Here is a 26,629-nt window from a genome sequence, read left to right on the forward strand (position 1 = left end):
CCCTTTCTTTTTGGGGGCGGCGGACGAATTGGAATGCGTGGCCGGATCCTTCGAGACGCCCGGCGGGGCCGGGCCCTCGGGATGACGCTTTGGAGTGTGGCAGGCGCTTGGATTATCTGAATCAACAAACGCATCGACACCCACGAGCGTCATCTTGAGGAGCGAGCTTGCTCGCGTCTCGAAGGACCGGCCACAATCACCAAAACTTGCCTATCCTTCCATTTTGGAATGATCTCATTGCCAATTAATCTGATTTTGGCCTCTGACAGGCCGCTCTTTCATACGCTATAGAATGATCAGGCATTTTTGAGCAGGAAACGGATCATGGCTGAAAAGACCGGTGGCGCATTACTGGTGGAGGCGCTGGAGCGTCATGGCGCGGAGCGCGTTTTTTGCGTGCCCGGCGAAAGCTACCTTGCTGTGCTCGATGCGCTTTATGACGCGGACATCCCGGTCACCGTCTGCCGCCAGGAAGGCGGCGCCGCGATGATGGCCGACGCCCACGGCAAGCTGACGGGCAAACCGGGCATCTGCATGGTCACCCGTGGCCCGGGCGCAACCAATGCGTCCGCCGGCGTTCACATCGCCGCCCAGGATTCCACACCGATGATCCTGTTCATCGGCCAAATCGAACGCGGTATGCGTGAGCGCGAGGCCTTTCAGGAAATCGACTACCGTCAGATGTTCGGCGGCATTGCCAAATGGGTTGCCGAGATCGACCATGCCGACCGTGTGCCGGAATTCATTTCCCGCGCCTATCATGTGGCCACTTCCGGCCGCCCCGGTCCGGTGGTTCTCGCCCTGCCGGAAGACATGCTGGTCGAGACCGCCGACGCGCCGCAGCCCCCGGCCTGGCAACAGGTCGAAACCCATCCTGGGCTGACCCAGATGGCGGATCTGCAGAAGCGTCTCTGGGCAGCCGAACGGCCGATCGCGATCCTCGGCGGCAGCCGCTGGTCTGAAGAGGCGGTCGCCGGCTTTACCCGCTTCGCCGAGCGTTTCGACCTGCCGGTCGCGTGTTCCTTCCGCCGGCAGATGCTGTTCGACAATCTGCATGACAACTATGCCGGCGACGTCGGCATTGGCATCAATCCGAAACTGCTCACGCGCATCAAGGCGTCGGACCTGATCCTGCTGGTCGGCGGGCGCCTCTCGGAAATGCCGAGCCAGTCCTATTCGCTGCTCGACATTCCAAGCCCTAGCCAGCAGCTCATCCATATTCACCCGGACGCGGAGGAACTTGGCAGGGTCTACCGGCCGTCACTTGCCATTCACGCCAGCCCGACCGCCTTCTGCAAGGCGGCCGAAGGCCTGCAGCCGCCCGCCGAGCTGAAGGGGGCGGGCGAAGCCGCAAAGGCGCATCAGGACTATCTTGACTGGTCCGGTGCGCGGCCGGAAATTCCGGGCCGGCTGCAGATGGCCGGTGTGATGGACTGGCTGGAAGCCAATCTCGGCGAGGATGCGATCTGCACCAATGGCGCGGGCAACTATGCCACCTGGCTGCACCGTTTCCATCGTTTCCGCCGCTACGCCACCCAGGCGGCCCCGACTTCCGGCTCCATGGGCTACGGCCTGCCGGCGGCGGTGGCCGCGAAGCTCACCTTTCCCGAGCGCGAGGTCGTCTGTTTTGCTGGTGACGGCTGCCTGCAGATGACCATGCAGGAATTCGGTACCGCCTGCCAGGACGGCGCCAATCTGATTCTTCTGGTGATCGACAACGGCATGTACGGCACTATCCGCATGCACCAGGAGCGCACCTATCCGGGCCGTCCGTCGGCAACCCAGCTGGTCAATCCGAACTTTGCCGCGCTTGCTAGAAGCTATGGCGCTTACGGCGAGACGGTCGAGACGACGGAAGAATTCGGCCCCGCCTTTGAGCGCGCCCGCGAGGCCGGCACGCCAGCCCTTCTGCATCTGAAACTCGACCCGGAAGCGATCACGCCGGCGGCAAGCTTGAGCCAGATCCGTGCGGCGGCGGAGGCGAAATAGGCTAATTACGCTAAATACGGCTGGAGCTGCGGAACCCCTCGACCGTCATTCCGGACAAGTGCAGCGTAAGCTGCGCGCTGATCCGGAATCCAGCGCATCAGCGTGAGCGGAGCGAACACTCGACTATTAATACGGGCGCGCTGACGCGCGGCTGACATCTGGATTCCGGATCAGCGTTCGACTGGCGTCTCACTTGTCCGGAATGACGGAGGAGGCGTGAAAAAAGTCTCACACCTCCTCAGGCAAATCCGTCACCCGCAAGGTGACCAACGCAATGCCCGGGTCGTCCGGCGAGGTGCCGACCTTGAAGCCGAGGGCCTGGCACATGGAGATCATCGAGGTGTTTTCCTTCAGCACCTCGCCCTTGATCTCTTCTATACCATCGGCTTTGGCGTAGCGGATGATCAGTTCCATCAGGGCCCAGCCGAGGCCGAGCCCCTTGAGGTCGGAACGCACCATGACCGCGTATTCACCGGTCTGGTGATCGGGGTCCGCGTGCAGGCGGACAACGCCAAGCAGGCTGCCGGTCTCCGGATCGATGGCAGCGAAGGCTATGGCGCGGGCATAGTCGAGCTGGGTCAGGCGCGACAGGAACCGGTGGCTGAAATCGCGCACCGGTGCGAAGAACCTCAGGCGGAGATCTTCCGGGGTCACGGCCTCGAAGAAGCTCTTGAACAGGTCCTCGTCTTCCGGGCGCACCGGGCGCACGAACACGTCGCGGCCGCCCTTCAGCGCCAGTTTCTGTTCCCATTCCTGCGGATAGGGTGCGATCGCCAGCCTTGAGCTTCCGGTCCGGCCGGGCCGTTTTTCCGGCCGGCACAGGGTCATGCGCGCGTCGAGCGCGATCAGGCCGCTGGGCAGCGACACGATCGGATTGATGTCCAGCTCCTGGATTTCCGGAAGATCGATGGTGATCTGGGAGAGTTTGACCAGCGCTTCCGCGAGAGCCGTCCTGTCCAGCGCGGGCCGGGCCGGACCGCCGTTGAGCAGGCGCGCGATGCGCGTGCGGCCGATCAGGGCTTCGGCGAGGTTCATATCGAGCGGCGGCAGTTCCAGGGCAATGTCGACGCTTTCCTCGATCGAGGTGCCGCCATGGCCGAAGACCAGTACGGGTCCGAATTCCGGCGTTTCGGCCACACCCATATAGAGTTCCAGCCCGTGCCGGTCCTCCAGCATCGGATGCACCGAGATTCCGGCAATCCGGGCCTCAGGGTAATCGCGCCTTGTCTTGGCGATCAGCTCTTCCGCCGCCTGCCTGACAGCCTCGGGGTCCTGCAGTCCGAGCCGGACCCCATCGATGCGCGACTTGAACGGAAGATCCGGCGAGATCAGCTTGGCGACACAATGCCTTGCCTCGTTGAAAAACGGCCGGGACAGCTCGGCGGCGTCTTCCGGGCTTGCGGCCATTGCCGTCGACATGACTGGAAGATCATAAGCTTTCAGAACAGCCACTACTTCCGCCGGGCTGAGCCAGGTCCTGTTTTCCGCCAAGGCGGCTTCGACGATTGCCCGGGCGCCTGCCGCATCGGGAAAAAAACTGCTGGGCAGGCTCGGCGGCACAGCCATCAGGAACTCGCGCGCCTGGGCATCGTGGGCGAGATGCATCAGGCTGCGTGCGGCTTCTGCGGGACTGGCGTAATTCGGAATTTTGGCGTCCGACAGGGCTGCCCGGACAGTGCCGTCGCCGCCGATAAGCCCGGCCACGAGCGCCTTGCGCCGCCCGGTGCGTCGCCGGTCGGCAAGACCTGCATCGATCACCGCCTTGGCAATCGCCGGCAGCGGCTGAAACGCGCTGGCGGCCTGAAGAACGATTGCCCCGTCGACCTCCGGGTCTTTCAGGAGGGTGGTGATGGCGTTGGTGATGTCCTCCGGCGTGACGCTTTCCTTCAGGATCACCGAACCCCCGGCCGCCGGGGTCGCGTCGAGATCGGCATAGGCGCGGCTGACGTCGTCGAGCGCGGCGCGGGTCTCCGTGCCGAGCGTGGCAAAGTCGGCGCCGAGATCCATCAGCCGATCCACCGCAAGGCTGGCAAGGCTGCGGCCATTGGCAAGGACCGCCAGCTTGCGGCACTGGGGCACACGGATATGGGACAGCGTTTCCAACGCTTCGAACATCTCGTCGAGGTCATGCACCCGCAACAGACCGGTGCGCCGGAAGACAGTCTCATAAACAAGATCGGTGCGCGCCAGCCGGCCCGCATGGGTTCTGCCACTGCCGCCGCTATCCCGGCTTTTGCCGGACCGGATCACGATGACCGGTTTGCTGCGCGCCGCGGCCCTGGCGGCGGAAATGAACTTGCGCGGCACGGCGATGCCTTCCAGGTGAAGGACGATGGCGCGCGTGTGATAGTCCTGTGCAAAATAGTCGATCAGGTCGCCGACATCGACATCCATGCGCGCGCCGAGCGAGACCACGGCGGAAAAGCCGGTCCGATGGGCCTTCGCCCAGGAAAGGGTCGCGTTGAGGACGGCGCCGGAGCGGGAGAAAAACGCGACCTCGCCCTTTTCGGGAAGTTCTGCGCTGAGCAGCGCGTTGAGCCGGCTGGCGGGCACAGCCAGGCCAAGGGTGCCGGGGCCGATCAGGCGCAGATTGGTGGCCTGTGCCGCGTCCCGGCAGGCCTGCAGCAGTGTGTCCGGCCAGGTTTCAAATCCGGGCGAGGGGATCAGGACGGCCTTGGTGCCGCCGGCACCGAGCCTGGCAATCGTCTCAGGTGCAGCGTCGGCACTGGCCAGATAAATGGCAAGATCCGGCATGGCCTGAAGGTCGTCCAGCCGGGCCGCTTTCTTGCCGTGAAAGGGCACATCCTCGTCGATGCCAACCAGCGTCACCGGGTGTCCGGCCTCGATGTCCTGCAGGCAGGCGATCAGCTTGTGCGTCAACACGCCGGGATGCCGGCACGGGCCGATAACGGCGATGGAGCGAGGCGCGAAAAAACCTTCCAGATTTCGAATGGTCACCTGCGCAGTCCCTTGTCATCGGCCGGAGGCGGCGCCGGCATCAAAAGAATAAAAACAGAAAACCCGCGGACCCGATTGTGTCAGGTCCGCGGGCTTTTTGCATTGCAAAATTACCGGTTAATGCGCCATCAGCACCGGCACGGTCATGGCTTCCAGGATTTCGCGGGTGGCGCCGCCGAACAGGAATTCGCGCATCCGGCTGTGGCCATAGCCGCCCATGACGACAAGGTCGTTGCTGTTGTCGGAGACATGGTTGAGCACGGTATCGGCAATGCCGGCCTGCGGATTGGTGACCACCTCGATGGTGACATCCATGTTGTGCCGCGCCAGGTAATTGGCGACATCGGCGCCGGGCTGGCCATTGGCCGTGGTCGCCTTCTTTTCGATCACCAGAAGCGTGATCTTGTCGGCCTTTTCCAGCACCGGCAGGGCGGCGTGGATAGCCCGTGTTGCGGTGGAGCTGCCGTCCCAGCCGACCAGAACGTTCTTCGGCTGGAAGGCCTTGCTGCCGATATAGGGCACCAGCAGCACCGGCACGCCGCTTTCGAACAGGATGGTCTCGATCAACAATTCCCGCATCGGTTCCGGCTTGTCGGGATTGGCCTGGCCGATCACGACCATGTCGGTCGGACGGCAATGGACAAGTACGTTTTCCAGCGGGCCGCCGGTGAGAATTTCCGCAATACGACTCTCGTTGGTGACGCCGGCAAGGCGGGCGAGTTCGTCGAAGTCCTTCTTGGCTTCGTTTGCCGCTGCGATCGCCTGTTCGTGGGCCGCCTGAAGATAATCGACCGGCATCGGCGCGGCGGCGAAGGCCGGCACCACGGGTTCGAAGGACACGGCAAGGCCGGTGACATGGGCATCGTGCGCGCGGCCGAATTCCAGCGCGTATTTGGCGGCGGGTTGATCGCCCGCGAGATCCAACACAGTCAAAATATCTTTGATTGGCATGTAACCCTCCTGTGGCCGGTATCATGGCATCGAACCGGCCTTGCAAAAAAACTACTAGACAGAATGTGCCGTCGTCCTTGACGCGTATCAAACACGAAAGCCAGCCCGCCCTAAAGCGTGCCTGCCCCGAAACCTGCCCGACTGGCGGGAAACGAAAAAATGCGCAATATGGTTCCATGTCGAAACGCTGGCTTTATCTGGCCCTGCCGCCGTTCCTGCTCGTGGCCGCCGCTTTTGTGCTGGTGCAGCTCTTTCTCGAGCTGGACGCGGACAGCATCGACCGCAAGGCGGCCGAACGCCTGACGCTGTATCGTCAGACGATCCTGGGCGAGTATCAGAAATACCGCTATCTGCCCTACATGATCGCGCGGGATCCGCGTGCCACCTCCGCCCTCGGCCTCGGTCAGCCCGTCGAAAGCGCCAACCGGTTCCTGGAGGAAATGGCGGAAAACTCCGGCGTTGAACTGCTCTATGTGATGAACGCCGAGGGCACGACCCTGGCGGCCAGCAACTGGCGGGACGAGCTGTCTCTGGTCGGGCGGAACTACGGTTTCCGGCCCTATTTCAAGGCTGCGATCGGTGGGGCGGAAGGGCGGTTCTTTGCCATTGGCGCAACCTCCGACGAACCGGGCCTGTTCCTGGCGCGGCCAACGCCGGTCTCCGGCGATCCGCTCGGCGTGGCCGTCGTCAAGGTTGACATGGGGCCGCTGGAAGAAGCTTGGGCGGAGGGCGGCGAGACGGTGTTCGCCTCGGACGAAAACGGCGTGATTTTCCTGTCCAGCCAGCCCGACTGGCGTTACCGCACATTGACCGCGCTGCCGGAGGATGTGCGCCGCACGATCGAGACGACACGCCAATTTGCCGGGCGGGAACTTAAGCCGGTCAGCGACCGGCCGGTGCAGACCAAGCAGCAGCTGGTCATCGACGGCAAGGCCTTCCGCCACAATTCGGCGGATGTCGGCCTTCTCGGCTGGACACTGCATTTCCTGGTGCCCGAGGAGGAGACCCGCAAGAGCGTCTTGCCGATCTGGGCGGCGGCGATCACGCTTTGCCTCGTTTACGCGGTCATCGTTCTGGTTCTGCGCGGCCGCCGGCTGCGCAAGGCTTCCGCCTTGTTGCGCCGGGAATCGGCCGACCTGAAGGAACTGAACACCAGGCTCGTCGAGGAAATCCAGGAGCGCCGGCGCGTCGAGCGCGAGCTCCTGGAAGCGCAGCGTGGTCTCGCCCGCTCCAACCGGCTGGCCGCGGTCGGCGAAATGTCCGCGGCGGTGGTGCATGAACTCAGCCAGCCCCTGTCAGCGCTCAGGATGTTCGTCGCCGGAACGCGCAAGTTCCTGGAAAAGGGCGACACGGCGACGGCGTCGGAAAATCTCGACGAGATCGATTCCTTGCAGATGCGCATGGCTCATCTCACCCAGGAACTGAAACGGTTTGCCCGTCCGGGCGAGAGCCGGATCGAAAAGATCGACCTGAGGGAAAGCGTTCGGGTCGCGGAAAAGATCGTGCGGCCGCGTTTCGAGGAGACTGGCGTGGCCCTCGATCTTGATCTGCCGGACGAACCGCTCGAGGCGGAGACCGCCCCGCTCAGGATCGAGCAGATCCTGGTGAACGTTTTGCGCAACGGTGCCGACGCGGCGGCAGGCGAACAACAGGGCATGGTCAGGCTGCGGACCGAGCGGCAGGGGAGCCTGGTGGTTCTGCTTATTTCGGATAATGGCCCCGGCATCCCGGAAGACCTGCGCGAACGGATATTCGATCCGTTCTTCTCCACCAAGGCCAGTTCCGGTGGCATGGGGCTGGGACTTGCCATCTCGATCCGCCTTGCCGAGGATCTCGGCGGCGGCTTGTCAGTCCGGGCGAACACGCCTAAAGGAGCGACGTTTGAACTCCGCTTGCCGGGGCTCAGTCAGGACCACGCCGACACCGATCCCAAAGCGGATCTGACCTCCGAAGCTGCCGAATGACAGACCAGACATCGAAGACACCCGTTCTGATCGTCGACGACGACCCGTCCATGCGCGCCGCGCTCCGGCAGTGGATCCGTCTTGCCGGTTTCGAAACCCAGGAAGTGGCGACCGTCGATCAGGCGCTGGTCCGGCTGTCGTCAAGCTATGAGGGCTGTGTGGTCTCCGATGTGATGCTCGACGGCGAGGACGGCATGACATTGCTGCGCCGGGTCAAGGATCTGGACGCGGACCTGCCGGTGGTGCTGATCACCGGCCATGGCGACGTGCCGATGGCCGTGGAAGCCATTCGTGCCGGTGCCTATGACTTTGTCGAAAAACCTTTCGATCCGGACCTGATCGCCGATGTGGTGCGCCGGGCCTGCGACAAGCGGACACTCGTCCTGGAAAACCGCGCGCTCAAGATGCAGCTCAGCGACAGCGCGGGGCTGGAAAGCCGGCTGATCGGCTCGAGCCCGGCCATGCAGGCCCTGCGCCGGCAGATCCTGCATTTCGCCGCGACGGACGCGGCCGTGCTGATCACCGGGGAAACCGGCACCGGCAAGGAAGTCATCGCCCAGGCGCTGCATGATTTCAGCCCGCGCAAGGACGGGCCGTTCATGGCGATCAACGCCGCTGCGCTTCCCGAAGCCATGGTCGAGGCGGAACTCTTCGGTCATGAGGCCGGAGCCTTTACCGGTGCGGACCGCCAGCGCATCGGCCGCATCGAAGCAGCCAGCGGCGGCGTTTTGTTTCTCGACGAGATCGTCTCCATGCCGATGGCGCTCCAGCCGAAACTGCTCAGGGTACTGCAGGAAAAAAAGATCGACAGGATTGGCGGCACGAAACCGGTGGAGGTCGATATCCGCCTGATCAGCGCGGCCAATATCGAACCGGGCGAGGCGGTCCAGTCCGGCCGCCTGCGCGAGGATCTGCTGTTCCGCCTCAACACGATCGAATTGCGGGTGCCGCCACTGCGCGAACGCGGCCGTGACGCGCTGTTGCTGTTCGACACATTCCTCAACCGCTTCGCCGTTCAATACGGCCTCGAGCCTCCGGTCACGAGCGCACGGGACGAAGCCTTCCTGCAGACTTATGCCTGGCCCGGAAACGTGCGCGAATTGCGCAACGCTGCCGAACGTTTCGTGCTCAACGCGCCGGTCAGCCCACAGCCGCTTGAGGCGCTGGTCACCGGTCAGCGCGACCAGGGAGCGTCTCCGGCCGGAGGCGGCCTGAAAGAGCTGATGGATGCCTATGAGCGCAATCTGATCGAGGGTGCTCTGCGCCGCCATGGCGGCCGCATTGCGGATGTCATGCGCGAGCTCAACCTGCCGCGCCGGACGCTCAACGAAAAGATGACCCGGCTGGGTCTCAGCCGCGAGCAGGTCGGTTTGACGGACGCTGCGGAAGGCTGAGGGGGAGCCGGCATCGGCGGATTCTCGCCGACGGAGAGTGGTCATCGGCAAGATCTTGCCGAGCTGCGCTGCAGCAACCGGACATCCCAGGTCCAAAACGCCAGAAATTCCCTCAAACAAGTGTTGTCAACGCCACTTGGCACGGGTCATGCTACGTCACCATTGACTTGGTGCGGGCCTGCCACGCAGAGCGTCCAGGCTGAGCCGCCAAGGAAATGAGCAAAATATCTTGGGAGGATTTCATGCTCTTTTCACTCAAGTCCGCAACCGCGGTGTCCGCGCTTGCGCTCGCCACAGTCTTTGCCACCGAAACCTTTGCCCAGGACGTATCCTGGAATGTCTCGCTCTGGGGCAAGCGCCGCGCCTTTACCGAGCACGTTGAAAAGCTGGCGGAAGAAGTCGCGGCCAAGACCGACGGCAAGTTCGTGATCAATCTGCATTACGGCGGGGCGCTGTCCAAGTCGCGCGAAAACCTTGACGGGATTTCCTTTGGCGCCTTCGAGATGGCCCAGTTCTGTGCCTCTTATCATGCTGACAAGAACCCGACCCTGACGGTTCTGGAGCTGCCGTTCCTCGGCGTGTCCGACCTGGAAACGGAAGTGAAGGTCTCCAAGGCTCTTTATGCGCACCCTGCCGTCCAAGAAGATCTCGGCCGCTGGAACGCCAAGCTGCTGATGCCTTCGCCGATGCCGCAGTACAATTTCGCCGGCAAGGGCGATGTCCCCCAGTCCATCGCAGATTTCGACGGCATGCGGGTGCGCGCGCTGGGCGGTCTCGGCACGCTGATGGAAGCTGTCGGCGCCGTTCCGACGTCCGTAACGGCGTCCGAAACTTACCAGGCCATCGACAGCGGCACCGTCCGCGCGGCCGGTTTTGCACCGCATGCGCATCTGTCCTTCAAGGTGGTGGAAGTCGCCGACTGGTGGACCAAGAACCTCAACCCCGGCACCGTGCATTGCCCGGTTGTCGTCAATGTCGACGCCTACAATGCCCTGCCGGACGAGTTCAAGACGGCGCTCGACGAGTCTGTCGATCCGGCGCTCGCGCACTACCTGGAGACCTATGACAAGGTCTACGAGAAATGGTGGCCGGAACTGGAAGAGCGTGGCATCACGCAGGTCGAATTCTCCGACGAGGAACTTGCCGCGTTTGCAGAAAAGGCCGGTCCGATCCAGGCCGCATGGGTTGAAGAGCAGTCTGCGAACGGCCTGCCGGCCCAGGAACTGCTCGACCTGGTCAAGAAGACCATCGCCGAATAATCGGCTGATCTGACCTGACCCTTTTGCTTTCCGGCGCACGATCTTGACCGCGCCGGAAAGCCCTGCTCGGGGCTTTTACTCATGATGACGACTGATCCCGGTGGACGTTCCGCTCAGGAACGACCGGTTACCTATATCCGCTTCGACGGCATTCTCGGCCATGTCGAAAACGCCTTCAATCTCTTCGCTGCCTTCTCCATTCTTGCCTTGATGCTGCTGGCTGTCGTGCAAGTGGTCGGGCGGTTGGTTTTCAATACGCCGATCCCCGGTTTCATCGACATCACGGAACAGGCGATGGCGATTTTCGCCTTCGCCGGAGTGGCTTATTGTCAGCGCGTTGGCGGCCATATCCGCATGGAAATCGTGCTTGGCAAGCTGAGTGGCCGCACGCTCTACATCTGCGAAATGATCGGCGTCATCCTGATCGCCTTCACCGTCGCGCTGCTGATCTGGGGGTCCTGGTTCCATTTCGACAGGTCCTGGACGATCGGCGACAGCACCATGGATATCCGTCTGCCGACCTGGCCCTCCAAGTTGATGATCCCGGTGGCCCTCAGTCTGCTGTTCCTGCGTCTACTCATGCAGGTTTACGGGTATGCCCGTCTGGTCGCTGACCCGGCGCGTGAACCGGTTGCCGTGCCGGTGATCGAGGATGTCGAGGAACATGCCAAACACGAAATCGAAGAAGCCTTTGGCGACGATCTGGACGAAGGAGAGGCCAAATGACGCCGTTTGAAGTTGGCCTCATCATGACCGGCGTGCTGCTGGTCCTCGTCGTGCTGGGTGTCCGGGTGGCCTTTGCCGCTGCCTTTACCGGACTTGTCGGCCTGATCGTGCTGTTCTCGATGAAGATGGGTTTCGAACGCGGCTTTTTTGTCGCCCTGAAAATGGCCGGTACCATCCCGCATTCAAAGTCGGTCACCTATGCACTGTCGGTGCTGCCGACCTTCATCCTGATTGGCTTCCTGGCATTCTACGCCGGTTTCACCAAGCAGCTCTTCGAGGCTGCCAAGCGATGGCTCGGATGGCTGCCGGGCGGCATGGCCGTCGGCACGGTGTTTTCGACCGCCGGCTTCGCCGCTGTTTCGGGCGCGTCGGTTGCCACGGCAGCGGTGTTCGCCCGCGTCGCCATTCCGGAGATGCTGAATGCCGGCTATTCCAAGCGTCTGTCCGCCGCGGTCGTGGCTGCCGGCGGGACGTTGGCTTCACTGATCCCGCCCTCGGCGATCCTGGTGATCTATGCCATCCTGGTGGAGCAGTCGGTTGGCAAGCTGTTGATCGCCGGTTTCCTGCCGGGCGTTTTCTCGGCGCTGATCTATGTCGGCATCATCGTTGCGGTTGCCTCCTGGCGAGGCGACGCACCGGCGATCAAGGGTTTTACCTGGGCGGAGCGTTTTGAAAGCGTGCCCGGAACACTGCCGATCATTGCCGTGGTGGGTATCATCTTCTGTTCGTTCTTCTTCGGCCTGGCAACGCCGACAGAAGCGGGATCCCTCGGGGCGTTTGTCGTTCTGGTGGTGGCTTTCGTCAAGGGCATGAAACCGAAGCAGCTCGGCCAGGCGCTGCATGAGACTGCCAAACTCACCGTAATGATCTTCACGCTGATCTGGGGGGTGCTGGTCTATGTGCGCTTTCTGGGCTTTGCCGGTCTGCCCGAGGCCTTCAGGGACTTCATCGTCGCGCTGGAATTCTCGCCCTGGGTGGTGATGATCTGCATTCTCCTTGGCTATGCGGTGCTCGGCATGTTCATGGACGCGATCGGCATGCTGATCCTGACCCTGCCGGTGGTCTATCCGGCGGTGATGGCACTGAATGGCGGCGAGGGCGTTTCGGCGGCCGACAGCGCCTTCGGCATGTCGGGCGAGGCCTGCGCCATATGGTTCGGCATTCTGGTTGTGAAGATGGCGGAGCTCTGTCTGATCACGCCACCGATAGGATTGAACTGCTTCGTCGTCTCGGGCGTTCGCCCGGACATCCCGGTGCAGGAAGTCTTCCGCGGCTGCGTTCCGTTCTTTGTTGCGGACGTGCTGACCATCGCCGGCCTGCTCGCCTTCCCGTCGATCATCACGATCCTGCCGGAACTGATGGGCTAGACCGCACAGGCCCGAACCTGAAAAACACTAAGTGCCGCTGAAGGAAGCTCTTCAGCGGCGCTTTTGTCTTGCGCACTCGTCGTCAGGTTAGACGATGTCAGTCGAAGACGCTTGCCTGGCTGCCGGCGGTGTCGAAGCGGTTGGTCCCCGGGGTTCCGGGGAAAAATCCGTTGGCGATGAACAGCCAGAGCCCGTAAAAACCGCCGATGATCGGAATGAACAGGATCAGGACCCAAAAACCGGAGGCGTCCCGGTCGTGCAAGCGCCTGACCTCAAGCGAAAACAGGCAAAGGGTCAGTGCCAGAAACAGCGTCAGATAGGTAAGACCGCCCGGCGAACTCACCAGGTGCCGCATGACTTCCGCAGACTCCACTTCGCCGGAGGTTGGCGGGAAGGTGCTGACGAAACCGAAGATCGCGACGACGAAGACGATGAAGCGGACAATGCCGATCGTCCAGTATTCCATCCGGCCGATACGGCCCTGGAAACTGAACAACATGCCAAAAACAAATCCGAAGATTTTCAAAACGGAAAAACTGTCTTCGTCTCTCGAAGGCGCGCTGTGGCCAGGCGAAGCGTAGGCCGCTGTGGCGCCATAGGACGATGTTTGGCCGCCCCAGGTCTGGCCGGGTTGTCGAGGTAACCCGCGTTTTCCAAATTGTTTTCGCTGCGTCGTCATCAGTGCCCCCGTCGAAAATCTCTTGACAGAATGGCGTGACGTTACGCGAGGCAGCTTAAGATTGGCGTAAAGGAATTAGTTAAAACTGTATGAAGTGACAATGGTCGTTTCAAACGGAGAGGCGGTTGCTTGCGGCCGCTTAGAACAGGCTGCCTTGATCGACCGGCGATGTCTTGCCCGAGCCGGTTTTTTTCGGCTTTGCCTTGGCCGGTTTGGGCGCGGCGCTGTCGCTCATGGCGACCGCGTCGACCATGCCGTCGGCCAGCTCGATGGAGAGCGCCGCACCGGATGCGACATCGGCCGCGGAGCGCACCGGCTGGCCGCTGTCGTCGCGTACCACCGCATAGCCGCGCGCCAGCACATCCTTGTAGGACAGTGACTTCAGGAGTTTCTGCAGCCCGTCCAGCCGGGCCTTTTCATGGGTGACACGCGCAAGGTAGGCCCGGTCGAGCCGATCGCCGAGGCCGGTGAGCCGCTCCTGGCCAAGCACTGCCTGCTGGGTGAGCCTTGTAGGTGTCAGCCGCACGGCCAGCGCTTCAAAGGACTGCCGCTTCTGCGCTACCGCCACTTTGAGAGCGCGCTGTTGCCGGTCGCTCGCCTGGACGAGATCCTGCCGCGCCTTGGTGCTGAGGCGCGACAGCAGCAGCGGCGACAGGCGGCCGGCGAAATTCTGGAAATGGGTGCGGTGGGCGCGTGTGCTGACGATCAGCGCGCGTTCAAGGCCGTTGGCCAGATTGTCGAATTTCTGGCGCGGCAGGGCCAGGAGATCCTGCGGCGCCGGCAGGGCCGCGCTGGCGGCACGAAGTTCCGTGCGCCGGCCGGTGACGAAACGCACCAGTCCGGAATTGAGCCGGCGCGAGCGGTCGTCGACCATTGCCATCAGCTCGGCTTTCACCGGCACGGCGATTTCGGCGGCACCCGTAGGTGTCGGCGCGCGCAGGTCGGCGGCAAGGTCAATCAAGGTCCAGTCGGTCTCGTGGCCGACGGCGGAGATCAGCGGAATGTCACTGGCGGCGGCCGCGCGCACAACCGCTTCCTCGTTGAAGCCCCACAGATCCTCAATGCTGCCGCCGCCGCGGGCGACGATCAGGAGATCGGGACGGGGGATCGGCCCGCCGGGCTCAAGCGCATTGAAGCCGCGGATGCCGTTGGCAACCTCTGCGCCGGAGGTCTCGCCCTGAACACGCACCGGCCAGACCAGCACATGGATCGGAAACCGGTCGGAGATCCGATGAAGAATATCGCGGATGACGGCGCCGGTCGGCGAGGTGACCACGCCGATCACCTTCGGCAGCGGCTGCAGCCGCCGCTTGCGCTCTTCGGCGAACAGGCCTTCGGCGGCAAGTTTCTTCTTGCGCTCTTCCAGAAGCGCCATCAGCGCGCCGGCGCCGGCCGGTTCCAGCGCGTCGATCACCATCTGGTATTTCGACTGGCCCGGGAAGGTGGTGATCTTGCCGGTGGCGATCACCTCCAGGCCCTGCTCAGGCTGGATCTTCAGCTTCGAGGCCACACCGCGCCAGATCACGCCGGACAGGACAGACCGGTCATCTTTCAGGTCCAGATAGATGTGGCCTGAGCCTGGCCGTGAAATCCGCCCCAGCTCACCGCGAACCCGCACATAGCCAAAGGTCTCTTCCATCGTGCGCTTGATGGAAAACGAGATTTCGGAAACAGAGAACTCGGCGACGTTGGACTGGGATTCGCTCACGCGGGTGATTCCTTCTGATCGCAGAAAACTGGCCGGTTGAGGGAAGAGGGTCAAGGGGAGAGCGACGAGTGTTATATGGCGGAACGGATTGTGTTGCCTGTTTTCGTCGACGCGGCTGTGTGAGCGCGGGCAGAATCGAATAGGCTTGGATGACAGGAGGAAGGGGTGGCATTCGCCTTGAAACCCACACAATCGGGCTTAGGGTCTGGTCATGGCCAAATACGAGTTCAACATGCAACGATTGTTTTTGCGACACATCCTCGCCGATGGCGCCCGCATTGAAGCGGATCGCGGCCAGGCGAATTATCTTCTGAACGTGCTGCGCCTCAAGGACGGCGACTATGTCCTGGTCTTCAACGGCAGTGACGGCGAGTGGCTGGCCAAGATCTCCAGCAACGGCCGCCGCGACTGCGCGCTGCAGCTGATGGAAAAGACACGCGAACAAACGGCCGCCAACGACCTGATGTACATGTTCGCGCCGCTCAAGCATGCCCGGCTCGACTATATGGTGCAAAAGGCGGTGGAAATGGGAGCCGGCAGCCTGAAACCGGTCATGACCCAGCACACCCAGGCAAGCCGGGTCAACCTGGAGCGTATGGAAGCCAATGTCATCGAGGCCGCCGAACAATGCGGTGTGCTGTCGGTCGCTGAAGTGCTGGCGCCCCAGCCGCTCAGCGACGTTCTGGATGTCTGGACCGAGGCACAGCCCGGCCGCAGGCTTTTGTTTTGCGATGAGGCCGAAGGCACCAACAACCCGCTGTTGACCCTGGCCCAGATCAAGGAAGCGGGGCCGCAACCCATTGCGGTGCTGATCGGTCCGGAAGGCGGCTTTTCCGAAGACGAACGGGACCGGTTGCGCAACCTCGATTTTGTCACGCCGATCCCGCTCGGACCCCGTATCCTGAGGGCCGACACAGCGGCGGTTGCCGCGCTCACCATCATTCAGGCAACGGTTGGCGACTGGAGGTGACGTGATGTCCGAAGAGACGCTCCCGCCGGAAAAAGCCGGTCCCGGCCACACAACGGGTTCAGGGGCCATCGACCGGCAGGGTCCGAGCGGACATGTCTCTTCCCGGACAGCAGGAAAACGTCTGCGCCTGCCGGTCGGCGTCGCGCTCGGCCTGGTGTTTTCCCTTTTGCTCGTGCTGATCTGCGGCATCATCATCACCTATATGGCGACCTCCGACCGAAGCATCGCCGGCCGTCTTCTGGACGAACAGGGCGTCGCCGTCCTGAAAAGCAATGAGGCGGTCCTCGACAAGTTTTTCCAGCAGCAGCAATTGCTACTGCAGACTCTCGCGGTTGATGTCGGCAGGTCGGGCGCCCAGTTGACGGAAGCCGATCTGGCGCCTTACCAGGCCCTGCTTCCCGAGGGGGCAGCCTTCGAACTTGCCCGCGCCGTGCTGACGGAATATCCGCCCGATGACCTGCCGGAGGTCGCCTGGTCCGATTTCGAATACCGGCCGGGCTTTTCGACGGCGGTGAAGAGCGCGGAAATCGACCTGGGCAATGGCCAAATTCTGCGCGGCCTTTATCCGCAGCCGGTCTTCGCCGAAGTCGCCAGCGAGATGGCCTGGGAAGGCCGTCAGCAGGTGTTTCTCCTGTCCGGTCGCGACCGGGCCATTGTGGTCGCCGGCGTGCCTGAGAGCGATTTCGGAGCGACGCCCGAACAACCGCTGCCGGCGCTGGCGGGGCTTGAGGCCTCGCCGCTGCATCTCATCTGGGCAGACAATGCCAACGCCCATACCATGGGCGGCTCGATCGAGGGGCGTGTCTTTCCGGGCGATCAGGGCATGTTCACGGCGATCTTCACCGATGTGACCGCTGGGCCGGGGACGGGCTGGACCCTTGGTACCCTGTACCGGGCGGAGGAATTCGGCGCCGCGCTCGACCAGACCCGGATCGTGCTTTACGCGGCGCTGGTCGCTCTCGTCGTCGGGGCGTTCCTGTCCTTCGTCGTCGGCCGACTGCTCGGCCGGCCCTTGAACCGGCTGGCGCATGCGGCCGCCAGTCTGCGCCAACTCGACTTTGCCGCCTCCGAGCGTTTGCCCCGGTCGCGCCTGGCCGAACTGGACGATGTCAACCAGGCCTTCAACGGCTCCATCGGCGCGCTCAACGCCTTTGCCAAATATGTGCCCCGGCAGCTGGTTTCCCGGCTGATCGAGGAAGGCATGACCAGCGCACGCAACATCGAGATCAAGGAGATGACCATCGTCTTCACCGATCTCGCCGGCTTCACCGATCTGGCCTCGCACATGAGCGCGGAAGAAACAGCCGCCTATCTGAACGGCTATTTCGAAACCGTGTCGGATGCGATTGCCGAACAGGACGGCACCATCGACAAGTTCCTCGGCGACGGCGTGATGGCCTTCTGGGGCGCCCCGTCCGACCAGCCTGAGCATGCGGCGCAGGCGATCCGCGCGGTCCAGAACCTGGCGGACAGGATTGCCCGGATGCCGGACGGCCATATGCGGGTGCGCATCGGTGTGCACACCGGCAAGGTGGTGGTCGGGGACATCGGCTCCGCCGCGCGTATGAACTACACGGTCATCGGCGATGCCGTGAACGTCGCCGCCCGTCTGCAGGAACACGGCAAGTCCGTCGATCCGGACGCAAAGGTGATCGCCCTGGTCAGCGGCGAGACCATGGCGCATCTGCCCGAGGGCACCAGCGCCACCAGTCTTGGAACCGTTCATCTGCGTGGACGCACGGAGCCGTTATCGGTCTTCAGGATCGCGTGAGAACCATCCGCTGCCGTTTCCCGGCTTGCATTCTTGTTTCAGGACTCCTAAATCACCGAAGCTTTCAAGTGTTCTTTTGAAGAACGCGCCGGATCATTGCGGTAGGCAGGGGGCAACCTGACGGGCCGCGCAAAACTAGGACGTTTCCATGGCCCGCGATACGGTCGATTCCACCCCGATTGAAACGGTCCAGGACCTGGCCGCGACGCTCGCCGAGGGCTGCAAGCCGGAAGAAAAATTCCGCATCGGCACCGAACACGAAAAATTCGGCTTCTGCCTGAACGAGTTGACGCCGATCCCCTATAAGGGCGAACACGGCGTCGAGGCCGTGCTGACCGGCATGGAGAAGCTCACCGGCTGGGAGCGGATCGAGGACGCAGGCAAGATCATCGGCCTTGCCGACGATCATGGCGGCGGCGCGATTTCCATCGAGCCGGGCGGTCAGTTCGAACTCTCCGGCGCACCACTCGACAACCTGCACGAGACCTGCCGCGAGGCGAACCAGCACCTGGCCCAGGTGCGCCAGGTGGCCGAGCCGCTCGGTGTCGGTTTCCTCGGCATCGGCATGACCCCGACCTGGTCGCGCGCCGACATGCCGCGCATGCCGAAATCCCGCTACGACATCATGACCAACTACATGCCAAAGGTCGGCTCGCTCGGCCTCGACATGATGTACCGCACCTCGACCATCCAGGTGAACCTGGATTTCTCCTCCGAGGCGGACATGGTCAAGAAGATGCGCATCGGCCTGGCGCTGCAGCCGGTCGCAACCGCCATCTTTGCCAATTCGCCGTTCACCGAAGGCAAGCCGAACGGCTTCAAGTCGTTCCGGGCGCAGATCTGGACCGACACGGACGCGGATCGCACCGGTGACATGCCGTTTGCCTTCGAGGACGGTTTCGGTTTTGAGCGTTATGTCGACTGGGCGCTCGATGTGCCGATGTATTTCGTCAAGCGCGGCACCACCTATTACGATGTGACGGACACGACGTTCCGCCAGTTCATGAACGGTGCCCTGGAGGGCAGGGTGCCCGACGCGACCCCGTCTATCGGCGACTGGAACAATCACCTGTCGACCCTGTTCCCGGATGTGCGGCTGAAGAAATACATCGAGATGCGCGGCGCCGACGGTGGCCCCTGGCGGCGCATCTGCGCCCTGCCGGCGCTTTGGGTCGGTCTCCTCTACGACAGCGGTGTGATGGATCAGGCCTATGAGCTGATCAAGGACTGGACGCAGGAAGAACGCGCCGCGCTGCGCCGCGACGTGCCGGAACACGCGCTGCAGGCCCCATTCCGAGGCGGCACTCTGTTGAGCGTCGCCAAGGAAGTTCTGGCCTTGTCACAGGAAGGTCTCAAGCGCCGCAACCGCCTCAGCGACGGCGACCTCGACGAGCGCGTGCATCTGGCCCCGATCGAGGAAGGCCTCGCCTCCGGCATGTGCCCGGCGGATGTGCTCTTGCAGCGCTACAACGGTTCCTGGGGCGGCGACATTTCCAAGGTGTTCAAGGAATACGCCTACTGAGCGGCCAGCAGTGGCCCCTATTCGACAGTGAGAAGTTCCTCGCCCGGGGCCATCCGTTGTTCGGGTTTGCCTCTCCCTTTGCTCTGACAGGGGCGTCTGCGGCCTCATAAACGCCGCGACGCGGTCGTGCGTTGCCGGATCGTTCAGGAGACTGTCGTGCCCGTGTCCGGGCAGGATCTCGACCTGGACATGCGGAAAGGGCGCGGCAACCTGCCTAAAGCCCGGCGTGTGGATGGCAGTGTCCCGGTCACCGGCGATCACAAGCACCTTTCCTTTCATCGCAGCCAGTCCGTCTGCGGCGGTCTGCGGCGGCATCGGCAAGCCGGACGCGATCGCCCGGAAGGTGTAGGCCGAATAGTCCGGCGGCGCGTTGAGATAGGCAACTGGCAAGTGGTTGAACGCTTCGATGCCCAGCATGTTGAACAGGATCAGCCCGCTCACCCGGAAGCGGTCGATATGAAGCGGGGACACGGGATCCGGGGCTTTCGGCTCGGTCGGCCCGGGCCCGAAATAGGGCGCGAACAACAGATATCCCGACAGGATCGGCCGATCCGGCTTGAGAGCATAACGAAGCGCAATGCCGCCGCCCATGGAATGGCCGGCGAGCCAGATGCGCGCATACGGCCTGGTTTTGGCGAGCTCGGAAACGATCTCGGCCAAGTCGTCCTCATACTGACCGAACCGGTCAAGGTCATAGCGCGCGCCACTCGAAAGGTTATGCCCTCTGAGATCCACCGCGATCACCTGGGCCTGCGCTGCCCTTGCGAGCAAGCCCGCGGGATTGTTCCAGCGCTCGCCCGCGGCACCAATGCCATGGACAAGGACGATCAGATCCGTTGCTGTATCGGGTCCGAAGACGCGCGCGGCGATCGAGGTGCCGTCACTGGTTTCAAAGCGAACCGTGCGGGCGGGAAAAGTCTGTTCAAAAACAACGCCGTTAGAGATCTCGATCGCGCGGTATTGGGCAGCGGAAAGTCCTTGAGCACGGAACGGGTTTGGCCGCGGCCATAGGGTTACTGCTGCTGTCACCGCGATGGCCAGCACAAGCAATCCCGACACTCCGGCCAGGGTCGCGGTCATCCAGTTCATTCGATTACTCCCATGACAAAGGGTTTCCGGTGCCGCCGCAGCAGCTGCAAGGCTGGTGTGGCACCGGATGGTGGTGTTTGCACGAGGCATCATAAATGACAATTTTATTGCCATATTGACAATCGAATAGTCAACTTCGGTAAGCAGGCTGAGCCGGAAGTCGCATTGCTTCGAGGATGTTGAGGCCGCCTAGCCGCATGCTTATGCCGGCGATTGGTGCTTCATGGGGTCCGGTGGGGATGTGATTACCCGGGGGATGTCGACCCGAGTTGACGACGGCGAATTGACCTGACGCCCGCAAAAGGTCACTCTGGTCAAGGTTGGTCTTTTATCTCAAGGCCTTGCAACAGCGTGACCGGAGCAATGCGATGACTGGCAGCGGGACGTCATCCCCCCCATTCGACATTTTTTCCCTGTCGGAGGATGTCCGGAACCGCTTCGGCTGGTCGAATGAAGACCTGAACAAGGTGATGGAGCAACTGATGCCGGCCGCGCTGAACGGCTTTCGCTATTTCGGCAGCACCGTTCCAGGCTTCTCTGAGTTTCTCGGCCAGGCCTCTCCTCCGGCCGGAGTTGCTCAGCCCGCCTTTGCCGGTTTTTCCGGTCTGTTCCAGACACCGTCGGAAGCGGCATTGACTCCGTTCTTCGGCCCCGAGGCGGTGCAGCAGGCCCTGGCGGCCCAGATCTCCGGCCTGACCGGCCTGCAACGCGATGCCATCCAGGAAATGATGCCGGTGGCGGCAACCCTTGCCATGGGGCAGATCGCACGCCCCTTCGTGCACGGCGAAGCACGCAACCTTCTTGACGCTTATTTACGCGGTTTTGCCCGGGGACGGCCGAAACCGCAGCCGACACCTGTCGATTATCTGCAAGGCTATGCCGAGGCCATGCAGTCCTTCTGGGGCGCGTTCCTGCAGCCGGCCCGCATTGTCGAACATCCGGACGAGCCGGAATTGGAAGAAGAAGAGCTGCCGCCGGAGACGGAAGATGAGCCGGAGGACGAGCCGGATGCGGAGGCGTCCGAATTCGGTGAAATGGTCAACAGCTGGATGTCTGCCGGCCGCGATTTCCAGTCCAGCCAGTTCAAGGCCTTCGACAGCTTCTTCGAAAAGGCTGCGAAGGACGTTCGTGGTGAATAATAGCCGCCGGTTTCCATACGCAAACGAATGCAGGTAGTAGAAATCCTTCTTCCGGTGTTCCTGGCACCCTGGTTTCCCGGTCAGGCCTATCCGGAAAGCTGGTGAGGCAGAACAAGATGCTGAAACAGCGAATGAGCACTTTGCAACCACGCTCTGGCCCGGCAGTTTTTCCGGCCCTGCTGATGATGCTCATCTCCTTGGTAATTGTTCCGTCCGCCGGTGCCACGGACACGGAAAAGAAAAGCTTCACAATTGTCTATGCAGCGGAATGGTCGCCCTATTCCTATGGTTTCGGCAGCAGCGTCGATGGCATCCTGCCGCGGTTGATGGATCGGATCTTCGATCGAATTGAGGGCTTTGAGCTGGTGCATAACGGTCTGCCATGGGAACGGGCGCAGCAGGTCTTTTTTCATGGGCGGGCCGACGGTATGGTTGCAACGGCAACAGAGAAACGCCTTGGTTTTGCCCGCAAGAGCGCGCAAGTGGCTCTGAAAATTCCGTTCCAGCCGATCGTCAGACGGGATAGCCCCCTCAAGGAGGATATCTTGAAGGATCCGACCCTGCGTGATCTGACCCAGCACCATTATTGCGACGTGCTCGGCAACGGTTGGGCGGAGGAGTTCTACGCAAAACGCGGGATACGTTTTTCTGTGGCTCCGACGATAGAAAACTGCCTGAATCAACTCAAACTGGGCCGGGTGGATATTGTCGTCCATGCCAGGCCGGTTCTGGAAATCTTCCGCCGGCAACTTGAGTTGGAAGAGGAACTTGAAATCCTGGACTTGGCCTATGAAGAAAGCCCGGAATTTCCGTTGATGGTCTCCAATGCGTACCCCGATCAGACGGAATTGCTTGAGCGTTTCGACCGCGCAGTGATGCAAATGAAGGCCAATGGCGCATTCGAGGAGACCTTGAGCGAGTTGATCGAGGTGGAAAAAGGCAAGCCTGCAAGCTAGCTGGGGCCGTGACACCGACCGGCAATGCGTCGCCGACGCCCAAACCAAACAGATATGGCGGCTAGAATGCGGGTGGCCAGCTGAAGCCATGCGCAAAAAAAGACCCGCCGGAGGAGGCGGGTCAGTTTCGTCAGCAAGGCTATGCCGACAGGGGCTGCTAAAGGGGAGGTCGGACCAGCAGATAGTCCTTAGGATCAGGCGGCCACTTGGCCGGACTGGACCGGTGCGCCGCCGACAAGACGGTGCTCCGGCTGGCCGTGTTGTTGATTGGCGGGTCGAATAGCAGACCAGCCGGATTGCACATTGGCGGCGTTCACCAGAGTGGTCGGGTCGGCATAGAACGGCTGGGCCAGCGCCCGTCGAACGTCGCTCCGGGTCAGGCCGATGTCTTTCAGTTGTTCGTCGGACCAGTCTTTCAGTTCCGCGAATTGGCGCCGGTTTTCAAATACACGCCATGCACGGGCAATCATCTGCCCGAGGAGAGCGAAGACCGGGGTGCTTGCAGTATGTGTCATGGCAAAAATCTCCTGTGAGCGGCCGGAGAAATTTCCGGCAGCCTGTTCCGCGCCAGCGTTGGCGGTCCTTGTCGTTGGAACATGCTCAATATGGAGGGAGGCTTGCTATAAATCCAACGAATGTTTGTGATTGAAATAATCACTTCCTGTGATGTCAAAATGGTTCGGCCTCGAGTCTGAAAACATTTCCTGATTGAATGAATGGCATGCTAAACATGAGAAACCCTGATAATTGAGGCGCCCATGCTCGACCTGGATCAGCTCCGAACCTTTGTGGCCATTGCCGAAAGCGGCAGCTTCACCCGCGCGGCAGACAATGTGCACAAGACCCAATCAGCGGTGTCGATGCAGATGCGCCGCCTTGAAGAGCGTATCGGCAAGCCGCTGTTCGTCCGGGTCGGCCGGCAATCGCGGCTGACCGAGCACGGCGAGCGCCTGTTGCACTATGCCCGCAGACTGGTGCAGCTGAACGACGAGACCCTGGCGGCTTTTGACGATACGGAGCTGGCCGGCCTGGTCCGGCTGGGCACGCCGGACGATTATGCCGACCGGTTCCTGCCGGAAATCCTGGCCCGCTTCTCAAGGTCCAACCCGAAAGCGGAAGTGAGCGTGGTCTGCGCGCCGACCCCCAATCTGGCCGACATGATTGCGGAGGGCGAGCTGGACGTCGCCATCATTACCCATGTGCAGAAGAAGGGGCGCAAGAATGTCGATGTTGTGCGCCGCGAGCCGCTGCTCTGGGTGGTCTCCGCCCGTCATGCGGTTGAAAACGAATCCCCCTTGCCTTTGGCGCTCGGCCGGGCGACCTGCGATTGGCGCAAGGCGGCGATCAACGCGCTCGGCGATCAGATGCGCGAGCATCGCCTGCTCTATTCCAGCTGGAATTCGACCGCGGTCGGTGCCGCGGTGCTTGCCGGTCTTGCCATTTCCGTCTTGCCGGAATCCGCGCTCCGCTCAGGCATGCGCGTGCTGACCGAGGCGGACGGATTTCCGAGATTGCCCGAATGCGAGATCGGCATCATGCGATCCTGGCACAATTCCTCTCGCGTCACCGATGCACTGGTGGAGCACATCGTGTCGTCGCTGGACAACCTGTCTGTTCCTCAGGCTGCTGAATAGACAGGAATTTCCAAAATATTGTTATAAATTCAGACGGTTACAATCGAGGTCGATTTTGCCGCCTGGTAAAAAACCATTGAAGTGTCAGAGATTGTGATGTATCTTTGGTAAATCAATTCGAATATCAAATCAACGGCTGGTCCGTGGCTCATTTATAGGGTCTTTTATGAATCACGCACTAGATATTGATCAGTTGCGAACGTTTTTAGCGATCGCGGAGCTTGGCAGCTTCACCAAGGCCGGTGAGGCCGTGCACAAGACGCAATCGGCCGTCTCCATGCAGATGCGCCGCCTGGAAGAGCGGGTCGGTCAGCCGATCTTCATCAAGGACGGCCGCCAGTCCCGCCTGACCGAGGACGGGCTCCGGCTGGTCGAGTTTGCCCGGCGCATGATCATCCTGAACGACGAGACCTTGTCGGCCTTCAACGGCCAGAAGGAAGTCGGTCACGTGAAACTGGGCGTGCCGGACGATTATGCAGACCGACTGCTGCCCCAGGTTCTGGCCGCGTTCAACCGGCTCAATCCGTCGATCGAGGTGCAGGTGGAGTGCAGCTCCAGTGCCAAGCTCACCGGGGCGATCCGCGAAGGCGCGCTCGACGTGGCCATCACCACCTCCGGCGATACCATGGAAGTGCGCGGCGAGATCATCCGGCGCGAACCGCTCTATTGGGTGACTTCCAGCCAGCATTGCGCCCATACCCAGGACGTGGTCCGGCTGGCGCTTGGCCCAGCTTCGTGTGGCTGGCGGCGGTTGTCGATGGAGGCCCTGGACCGCTCTGGGCGCCGTTACCGGGTGTCCTACACCAGCGCCAGCGGTGCGGCTCTGGTCGGGGCCGTCCAGGCCGGATTGGCCGTTACCGTCTTTCCGGAAAGCGCGATCCGCGACGGCATGCGTATCCTTGACGAAAAGGATGGGTTTCCGTCGCTGCCCTTCTGCGACATCGCCCTTTTGCGCTCCGACAACGCCCGCGAAGCCATGCATGACACGCTGTGCAACCATCTGGTCGCGGCAATCGGCAATGTCGGCAACGGCGCCGCCCAGGTCGCCGCGGAATAGGTCTCGGTTTAAATCCGCATTGGACTGAATGAGCCCGGAGAATGCAGGGCAGCCACATTTGATCGGCCGCCTGTTATGTGCGAGCGCAGACATGGTGGCGGTCAAAGGCCTCATTCGTTGTTGATGTCTGGAGAAATAAACTCAGTGTCATCCCGGCCAAGCGCAGCGCGAGCCGGGACCCACTCGCAGAGACTCTTGTCGAAGCGTTCGCGTCTTTTTGATGAGTGGCTTCCCCGCCCAAAAAAAGTTGCGCTCTGGAAACGAGTAGGCCCCGGGTCTCACGTATTTGCCCGGGGTGACGCCGGTGATTGGTAGCACGCCCACTGGGTGCCCCCAACGCTGCTGCACTATTCAAACCCGTCAGTTGCCAAAGCCGTCGTGGGTATTTCATAGCCCGAAGCGAGGGCGTATTAGAACCAGCTGTAAGCAAATGCGGAAGGTCTGCCCTGGTCAGCGGGCGCGCAGCATCATCAGGTTGCCGCCGAGCACGCAGACGAGGCCAGCCGCGGCCACCGGGGTCCATTGATAGCCCTCGAAGATCGTCGACAGGGTCAGCGCCACCACCGGGAACATCACCGTGGCATAGCCCGCGCGCGCCGAGCCGATGCGGCCCAGAAGCGTCAGATAGGACGCAAACGCGATCACCGAGGCGACAACCGCCAGATAGACCAGGCTGCCGAGATAGGGCAGGGACAGTTCGACGGCAAAGCTTTGTCCGCGCAGCGCCGAAAACAGTCCCAGGAAGATCATGCCATAGACCATGCCCCAGGCCGTTGCCGGGGTAACGCCGATGCCTTTACGCTGGCTGTCGGCCGACAGCATGTTGCCGAAGCAAAAGGACAGCGTGCCGCCAACGCAAAGCGCCAGGCCGAAGGCGGCGTCGGTGTTGAATTCCGCCCCGACCAGTTTCGGCCAGAACATCAGCCCGATGCCGGCAAAACCGAGCAGCCCCGCCGCCAGGGCCATCAGGTTCGGCCGCTGGCCGAACAGGACCAGGCCGAGGAACAGATTGAAGATCGACGCGGTCGAAAAGATCACCGCCAGCAGTCCTGAAGGCAGCACGGCCGCGCCGTAGTAGAACAGGGTGAAATTGGTCGAGAAGATCAACGCGCCGAGGCCCGCGAAACGCAGGTGATCCTTGAGCGGAAAGGCGAGACCATGGCCACGGTAGCGTGCCCAGGCCATCATGATGGCGGAGGCGAGCACGAAGCGCCAGAACACGGAAACTTCCGGTGCAACGGTCGCGACCTGCCCCTTCATGGCAATCCAGCTGAAACCCCAGGCAAGCACGGTCGTGGCGTAAAGGCCGTAATCCGTAGCGCTGAAACCGGTGGAGCCGGGGCGAAGGGCGGGCGAGGCAACACTCATGACAAGACCATTTTTCGGGGGCGTATCCTGCAATGTGCGGCGCGAAACACTTCAACACAAATGATTGTTTTTGATGTTTTCATCAAACAGGGAGATGGATAAGCTCAGGGCTGACATCTGACGATGCC

19 protein-coding genes and 1 pseudogene are annotated in these 26,629 nt (G+C 62.1%); 13 read left to right on the forward strand and 7 right to left on the reverse strand.

Annotation, left to right across the window (positions count from 1 at the left end; all coding sequences use genetic code 11):
• Positions 1-324 precede the first annotated feature (324 nt).
• Positions 325-1,989: a thiamine pyrophosphate-binding protein gene (locus M0H32_RS00465; protein ID WP_248149366.1), complete on the forward strand. Its 1,665-nt coding sequence runs from the start codon at positions 325-327 to the stop codon at positions 1,987-1,989.
• Between the two features lie 228 nt (positions 1,990-2,217).
• Here the strand turns inward: M0H32_RS00465 and M0H32_RS00470 are convergent, their stop codons facing one another.
• Positions 2,218-4,947, reverse strand: a complete 2,730-nt coding sequence (locus tag M0H32_RS00470; protein ID WP_248149369.1) for a bifunctional acetate--CoA ligase family protein/GNAT family N-acetyltransferase — start codon at positions 4,945-4,947, stop codon at positions 2,218-2,220.
• Positions 4,948-5,064: 117 nt separating this feature from the next.
• Positions 5,065-5,898 carry a universal stress protein gene (locus tag M0H32_RS00475; RefSeq protein ID WP_248149372.1) on the reverse strand — a complete coding sequence of 278 codons (834 nt, stop codon included), beginning with the start codon at positions 5,896-5,898 and terminating at the stop codon, positions 5,065-5,067.
• Between the two features lie 176 nt (positions 5,899-6,074).
• Here M0H32_RS00475 and M0H32_RS00480 point away from each other — a divergent pair, with 176 nt between their 5' ends.
• From M0H32_RS00480 to M0H32_RS00500, 5 genes are all read left to right on the forward strand, one after another.
• The gene (locus tag M0H32_RS00480; protein ID WP_248149375.1) at positions 6,075-7,862 is read left to right on the forward strand and encodes a sensor histidine kinase; all 1,788 of its coding nucleotides are present in this window, start codon (positions 6,075-6,077) and stop codon (positions 7,860-7,862) included.
• A complete protein-coding gene (locus tag M0H32_RS00485; protein WP_248149378.1) occupies positions 7,859-9,256 on the forward strand; it encodes a sigma-54-dependent transcriptional regulator in 1,398 nt (465 codons plus the stop codon). The genes M0H32_RS00480 and M0H32_RS00485 overlap by 4 nt, the downstream gene beginning before the upstream one ends.
• Before the next feature lie 242 nt (positions 9,257-9,498).
• Positions 9,499-10,515: a C4-dicarboxylate TRAP transporter substrate-binding protein gene (locus tag M0H32_RS00490; protein WP_248149380.1), complete on the forward strand. Its 1,017-nt coding sequence runs from the start codon at positions 9,499-9,501 to the stop codon at positions 10,513-10,515.
• A gap of 81 nt (positions 10,516-10,596) precedes the next feature.
• Positions 10,597-11,241, forward strand: a complete 645-nt coding sequence (locus M0H32_RS00495; protein WP_248149384.1) for a TRAP transporter small permease subunit — start codon at positions 10,597-10,599, stop codon at positions 11,239-11,241.
• Positions 11,238-12,608 (forward strand): TRAP transporter large permease, encoded by a 1,371-nt coding sequence (locus tag M0H32_RS00500; protein WP_248149385.1) that lies wholly within the window; start codon positions 11,238-11,240, stop codon positions 12,606-12,608. Before M0H32_RS00495 ends, M0H32_RS00500 begins: the two co-directional genes overlap by 4 nt.
• Positions 12,609-12,705: 97 nt before the next feature.
• Here the strand turns inward: M0H32_RS00500 and M0H32_RS00505 are convergent, their stop codons facing one another.
• Both M0H32_RS00505 and xseA read right to left on the reverse strand, forming a co-directional pair.
• Positions 12,706-13,107: a DUF805 domain-containing protein gene (locus tag M0H32_RS00505; RefSeq protein ID WP_248149386.1), complete on the reverse strand. Its 402-nt coding sequence runs from the start codon at positions 13,105-13,107 to the stop codon at positions 12,706-12,708.
• A 319-nt stretch (positions 13,108-13,426) separates the two neighbouring features.
• Positions 13,427-14,995 carry an exodeoxyribonuclease VII large subunit gene (gene xseA / locus M0H32_RS00510; RefSeq protein ID WP_248149387.1) on the reverse strand — a complete coding sequence of 523 codons (1,569 nt, stop codon included), beginning with the start codon at positions 14,993-14,995 and terminating at the stop codon, positions 13,427-13,429.
• A 211-nt stretch (positions 14,996-15,206) separates the two neighbouring features.
• Between xseA and M0H32_RS00515 the strand changes: the two genes are divergently transcribed.
• The 3 genes from M0H32_RS00515 (at position 15,207) to M0H32_RS00525 (ending at position 19,258) form a co-directional block, all read left to right on the forward strand.
• Positions 15,207-15,965 carry a 16S rRNA (uracil(1498)-N(3))-methyltransferase gene (locus M0H32_RS00515; protein ID WP_248149388.1) on the forward strand — a complete coding sequence of 253 codons (759 nt, stop codon included), beginning with the start codon at positions 15,207-15,209 and terminating at the stop codon, positions 15,963-15,965.
• 4 nt (positions 15,966-15,969) lie between these two features.
• Positions 15,970-17,736, forward strand: coding sequence for an adenylate/guanylate cyclase domain-containing protein (locus M0H32_RS00520; protein ID WP_248149389.1), 1,767 nt, complete (start codon positions 15,970-15,972; stop codon positions 17,734-17,736).
• Positions 17,737-17,884: 148 nt separating this feature from the next.
• Positions 17,885-19,258, forward strand: coding sequence for a glutamate--cysteine ligase (locus M0H32_RS00525; protein ID WP_248149391.1), 1,374 nt, complete (start codon positions 17,885-17,887; stop codon positions 19,256-19,258).
• 147 nt (positions 19,259-19,405) lie between these two features.
• On the opposite strand, the pseudogene M0H32_RS00530 reads toward M0H32_RS00525, so the two are convergent.
• Positions 19,406-20,461: pseudogene (locus M0H32_RS00530) on the reverse strand (alpha/beta hydrolase); the annotation flags it as partial.
• A gap of 254 nt (positions 20,462-20,715) precedes the next feature.
• Between M0H32_RS00530 and M0H32_RS00535 the strand changes: the two are divergent.
• Both M0H32_RS00535 and M0H32_RS00540 read left to right on the forward strand, forming a co-directional pair.
• Complete coding sequence (locus M0H32_RS00535) at positions 20,716-21,486, forward strand: DUF937 domain-containing protein (protein WP_248149394.1); 771 nt, start codon at positions 20,716-20,718, stop codon at positions 21,484-21,486.
• A gap of 116 nt (positions 21,487-21,602) precedes the next feature.
• Positions 21,603-22,442, forward strand: coding sequence for a substrate-binding periplasmic protein (locus tag M0H32_RS00540; RefSeq protein ID WP_248149396.1), 840 nt, complete (start codon positions 21,603-21,605; stop codon positions 22,440-22,442).
• A gap of 194 nt (positions 22,443-22,636) precedes the next feature.
• On the opposite strand, the gene M0H32_RS00545 is transcribed toward M0H32_RS00540, so the two are convergent.
• Positions 22,637-22,957, reverse strand: coding sequence for a DUF1127 domain-containing protein (locus M0H32_RS00545; protein ID WP_248149398.1), 321 nt, complete (start codon positions 22,955-22,957; stop codon positions 22,637-22,639).
• A 243-nt stretch (positions 22,958-23,200) separates the two neighbouring features.
• Between M0H32_RS00545 and M0H32_RS00550 the strand changes: the two genes are divergently transcribed.
• Both M0H32_RS00550 and M0H32_RS00555 read left to right on the forward strand, forming a co-directional pair.
• Complete coding sequence (locus M0H32_RS00550) at positions 23,201-24,076, forward strand: LysR substrate-binding domain-containing protein (protein WP_248149400.1); 876 nt, start codon at positions 23,201-23,203, stop codon at positions 24,074-24,076.
• 166 nt (positions 24,077-24,242) lie between these two features.
• Positions 24,243-25,133: a LysR substrate-binding domain-containing protein gene (locus M0H32_RS00555; RefSeq protein WP_248149401.1), complete on the forward strand. Its 891-nt coding sequence runs from the start codon at positions 24,243-24,245 to the stop codon at positions 25,131-25,133.
• 450 nt (positions 25,134-25,583) lie between these two features.
• On the opposite strand, the gene M0H32_RS00560 is transcribed toward M0H32_RS00555, so the two are convergent.
• On the reverse strand, positions 25,584-26,501 hold the full coding sequence (locus M0H32_RS00560) for a DMT family transporter (protein ID WP_248149402.1): 918 nt from the start codon (positions 26,499-26,501) through the stop codon (positions 25,584-25,586).
• Positions 26,502-26,629: the final 128 nt, after the last annotated feature.

Origin of the sequence: Roseibium sediminicola (assembly GCF_023156505.1) — a bacterium.
Taxonomy (GTDB): domain Bacteria; phylum Pseudomonadota; class Alphaproteobacteria; order Rhizobiales; family Stappiaceae; genus Roseibium; species Roseibium sediminicola.

Excerpts from the sequence above, each read along its gene's own strand:
- M0H32_RS00465 (WP_248149366.1), top strand. The coding sequence starts at position 325 with ATGGCTGAAAAGACCGGTGGCGCATTACTGGTGGAGGCGCTGGAGCGT.
- M0H32_RS00475 (WP_248149372.1), bottom strand. The coding sequence starts at position 5,898 with ATGCCAATCAAAGATATTTTGACTGTGTTGGATCTCGCGGGCGATCAA.
- M0H32_RS00480 (WP_248149375.1), top strand. The coding sequence starts at position 6,075 with ATGTCGAAACGCTGGCTTTATCTGGCCCTGCCGCCGTTCCTGCTCGTG.
- M0H32_RS00485 (WP_248149378.1), top strand. The coding sequence starts at position 7,859 with ATGACAGACCAGACATCGAAGACACCCGTTCTGATCGTCGACGACGAC.
- M0H32_RS00490 (WP_248149380.1), top strand. The coding sequence starts at position 9,499 with ATGCTCTTTTCACTCAAGTCCGCAACCGCGGTGTCCGCGCTTGCGCTC.
- M0H32_RS00495 (WP_248149384.1), top strand. The coding sequence starts at position 10,597 with ATGATGACGACTGATCCCGGTGGACGTTCCGCTCAGGAACGACCGGTT.
- M0H32_RS00500 (WP_248149385.1), top strand. The coding sequence starts at position 11,238 with ATGACGCCGTTTGAAGTTGGCCTCATCATGACCGGCGTGCTGCTGGTC.
- M0H32_RS00505 (WP_248149386.1), bottom strand. The coding sequence starts at position 13,107 with ATGTTGTTCAGTTTCCAGGGCCGTATCGGCCGGATGGAATACTGGACG.
- M0H32_RS00515 (WP_248149388.1), top strand. The coding sequence starts at position 15,207 with ATGGCCAAATACGAGTTCAACATGCAACGATTGTTTTTGCGACACATC.
- M0H32_RS00520 (WP_248149389.1), top strand. The coding sequence starts at position 15,970 with ATGTCCGAAGAGACGCTCCCGCCGGAAAAAGCCGGTCCCGGCCACACA.
- M0H32_RS00525 (WP_248149391.1), top strand. The coding sequence starts at position 17,885 with ATGGCCCGCGATACGGTCGATTCCACCCCGATTGAAACGGTCCAGGAC.
- M0H32_RS00535 (WP_248149394.1), top strand. The coding sequence starts at position 20,716 with ATGACTGGCAGCGGGACGTCATCCCCCCCATTCGACATTTTTTCCCTG.
- M0H32_RS00540 (WP_248149396.1), top strand. The coding sequence starts at position 21,603 with ATGCTGAAACAGCGAATGAGCACTTTGCAACCACGCTCTGGCCCGGCA.
- M0H32_RS00545 (WP_248149398.1), bottom strand. The coding sequence starts at position 22,957 with ATGACACATACTGCAAGCACCCCGGTCTTCGCTCTCCTCGGGCAGATG.
- M0H32_RS00550 (WP_248149400.1), top strand. The coding sequence starts at position 23,201 with ATGCTCGACCTGGATCAGCTCCGAACCTTTGTGGCCATTGCCGAAAGC.
- M0H32_RS00555 (WP_248149401.1), top strand. The coding sequence starts at position 24,243 with ATGAATCACGCACTAGATATTGATCAGTTGCGAACGTTTTTAGCGATC.
- M0H32_RS00560 (WP_248149402.1), bottom strand. The coding sequence starts at position 26,501 with ATGAGTGTTGCCTCGCCCGCCCTTCGCCCCGGCTCCACCGGTTTCAGC.